A 1145-nucleotide genomic window follows, 5' to 3' on the forward strand; every position below is an offset into this window, starting at 1 on the left:
TCGATCACTTAAAAATACATTGATACAATCACAACCCTGATTCACCTACTCCACACCCATCTCCAGGTGTGTTTTGGATGAATCTCTTTACTACTTCTTCCTGATTGTTAAAGAACGACAGCCGATACGTTTTCACATACCGCTCTGACTGGCTCAATCGCCAATGCTTGTCTCACTGAACCGCAACCATCTTTCGACGTTTGCGTCAATGACACCAGCATTGAGGATTGGTGGAGGATGACGGGATCGAACCGACGACCCCCTGCTTGCAAAGCAGGTGCTCTCCCAGCTGAGCTAATCCCCCAGTCACACATACTCAAGGGATCTGCCCGCCACAGACAGTGGTGGGTCTGGATGGATTCGAACCATCGACCCCCGCCTTATCAAGACGGTGCTCTAACCGACTGAGCTACAGACCCCTGAGTCTGTCTTTCTTACAGCCGACAAGTGTGAGCGCTTAAAACGCAGTGAGCGATGAGCTCTGGAAAGGAGGTGATCCAGCCGCACCTTCCGATACGGCTACCTTGTTACGACTTCACCCCAGTCATGAATCCTGCCGTGGTGACCGTCCTCCTTGCGGTTAGACTAGCCACTTCTGGCAAAACCCACTCCCATGGTGTGACGGGCGGTGTGTACAAGACCCGGGAACGTATTCACCGCGGCATGCTGATCCGCGATTACTAGCGATTCCAGCTTCACGCAGTCGAGTTGCAGACTGCGATCCGGACTACGATCGGTTTTCTGGGATTGGCTCCACCTCGCGGCTTGGCAACCCTCTGTTCCGACCATTGTATGACGTGTGAAGCCCTACCCATAAGGGCCATGAGGACTTGACGTCATCCCCACCTTCCTCCGGTTTGTCACCGGCAGTCTCCCTGGAGTGCTCTTGCGTAGCAACTAGGGACAAGGGTTGCGCTCGTTGCGGGACTTAACCCAACATCTCACGACACGAGCTGACGACAGCCATGCAGCACCTGTGTTACGGCTCCCTTTCGGGCACATCCACCTCTCAGCGGACTTCCGTACATGTCAAGGGTAGGTAAGGTTTTTCGCGTTGCATCGAATTAATCCACATCATCCACCGCTTGTGCGGGTCCCCGTCAATTCCTTTGAGTTTTAATCTTGCGACCGTACTCCCCAGGCGG

At 53.9% G+C, this 1145-nt stretch carries 2 tRNA genes and 1 rRNA gene; all 3 read right to left on the reverse strand.

The window, feature by feature from the left end:
- Window positions 1-228: 228 nt before the first annotated feature.
- Window positions 229-304: transfer RNA gene (locus AB3X99_RS40860), tRNA-Ala, on the reverse strand.
- Between the two features lie 38 nt (window positions 305-342).
- A tRNA-Ile gene (locus AB3X99_RS40865) sits at window positions 343-419 on the reverse strand.
- 66 nt (window positions 420-485) lie between these two features.
- A 16S ribosomal RNA gene (locus tag AB3X99_RS40870) occupies window positions 486-1145 on the reverse strand; the annotation flags it as partial.

Origin of the sequence: Paraburkholderia sp. BR10882 (assembly GCF_040948855.1) — a bacterium.
Taxonomy (GTDB): Bacteria; Pseudomonadota; Gammaproteobacteria; order Burkholderiales; family Burkholderiaceae; genus Paraburkholderia; species Paraburkholderia nodosa_A.